We start from the raw sequence: 1,392 nt of genomic DNA on the forward strand, positions 1-1,392 counted from the left end.
GCTGGGCGACGGCCTCCAGCCGCGCCAGGGCGGCGCGGCCGAAGTCCACGACGTTGCGGCCGGTGGCGGTCAGGCCCAGCTCTTCCAGCAGGGCGCGGTCGTCCAGCAGACGTTCGGCGTGATCGCCCAGCCAGGCGCGCACCTCAGGCCAATGAAGGCCCGCCGCCGGGTCGGTGGAGAGGTCCAGGGAAGTGCTCAAGCGGACCTCTCGTCGGGTCAGAAACTACAGAATGGACTGACCGGTCTTGCCCCAGTCCGCCAGAAAGGCATCCAACCCCTTGTCGGTTAATGGGTGCTTTACCAGGGCCTTGAAAACGTCGGCCGGAATGGTGGAAGCGTCAGCGCCGGCCAGCGCAGCGGCGGTCACATGGTCCGCATTGCGCACCGAGGCGGCCAGGATTTCCGTGCTGAAGTCGTGGATGTCGTACAGGGTGCGGATGTCTTCCAGCAGACCCACGCCGTCGGCGCCGACGTCGTCCAGACGACCGACGAAGGGGGAGATGAAGGTCGCGCCCGCCTTGGCCGCCAGCATGGCCTGGGCCGCCGAGAAGCACAGGGTGACGTTGGTCTTGATCCCCTTGTCGGCGAAGGCGCGGGTGGCGCGCAGGCCGTCCCAGGTCAGCGGCAGCTTGACCACGACGTTGGGGGCGATCGAGGCCAGCTTGTCGCCCTCCTTGACCATGGTCTCGAAATCGGTGGCCACGGCCTCGGCCGAGATCGGCCCCTCGACCAGGGCGCAGATTTCGGCGATGACCTCGGCGATGTTGCGACCCGACTTGGCGATCAGGCTAGGATTGGTGGTGACGCCGTCCACCATCCCGGTGGGCAGCAAGTCCTTGATGACGGCGACGTCGGCGGTGTCGAGAAAGAGTTTCATGGGACCAGTTTTAGCGCCGAGTTGTGACGGAAGCGACCGTCTTTCACGGACAGGGATATTTCAGACTCCGTGACCAAAAAAACAGAGTCCAATTCGTCTGAATCGTCTGAAATCGCTTCGCCGGGCATGGCGAAGGGCGGCGATCATGGCAGGGCACGACGTCGGTATCGGACGTCGGCGTTACGGGCGTGCGAGGGCGCGCGGTGAAGGTCGCCTCCGTCCTCATCCCCCTGCCGGTGCCGGAAGCCTTCGACTATGCGGTTCCCGAGGAACTGACGGTCGCGCGCGGCGATCAGGTCGCCGTGCCGCTGGGCCCGCGTCTGATCCGGGGCGTGGTCGCCGAGGTGTTCGAGACGACCGGCTCCAATCGGCGTCTCAAGGCGGTCGAGCAGGTGCTGGACGATCCGCGCCTACCCGAACGGACGCTGGACTTCGTCGAGTGGGCGGCGCGCTGGACGCTGAGCCCGCCCGGCGAGATGGCGGCGACGGCGCTGAAGGGCCTGCGCGCGCAGAGG

The 1,392-nt window shown here is 66.9% G+C and carries 2 protein-coding genes and 1 pseudogene; 1 reads left to right on the plus strand and 2 read right to left on the minus strand.

Features of this window, described 5'->3' with window-relative positions; translation table 11 throughout:
• A partial coding sequence (locus RT567_RS16870) for a DUF484 family protein (protein ID WP_409516193.1) occupies window positions 1-199 on the minus strand: 199 nt, incomplete at its 3' end.
• A 24-nt stretch (window positions 200-223) separates the two neighbouring features.
• Complete coding sequence (gene fsa / locus RT567_RS16875) at window positions 224-877, minus strand: fructose-6-phosphate aldolase (protein WP_003166309.1); 654 nt, start codon at window positions 875-877, stop codon at window positions 224-226.
• A 203-nt stretch (window positions 878-1,080) separates the two neighbouring features.
• On the opposite strand from fsa, the pseudogene RT567_RS16880 reads away from it, so the two are divergent.
• Window positions 1,081-1,392: pseudogene (locus RT567_RS16880) on the plus strand (primosomal protein N'); the annotation flags it as partial.

Source organism: Brevundimonas sp. (assembly GCF_032107865.1).
In the GTDB taxonomy this organism is placed as follows: Bacteria; Pseudomonadota; Alphaproteobacteria; order Caulobacterales; family Caulobacteraceae; genus Brevundimonas.

Excerpts from the sequence above, each read along its gene's own strand:
- fsa (WP_003166309.1), bottom strand. The coding sequence starts at position 877 with ATGAAACTCTTTCTCGACACCGCCGACGTCGCCGTCATCAAGGACTTG.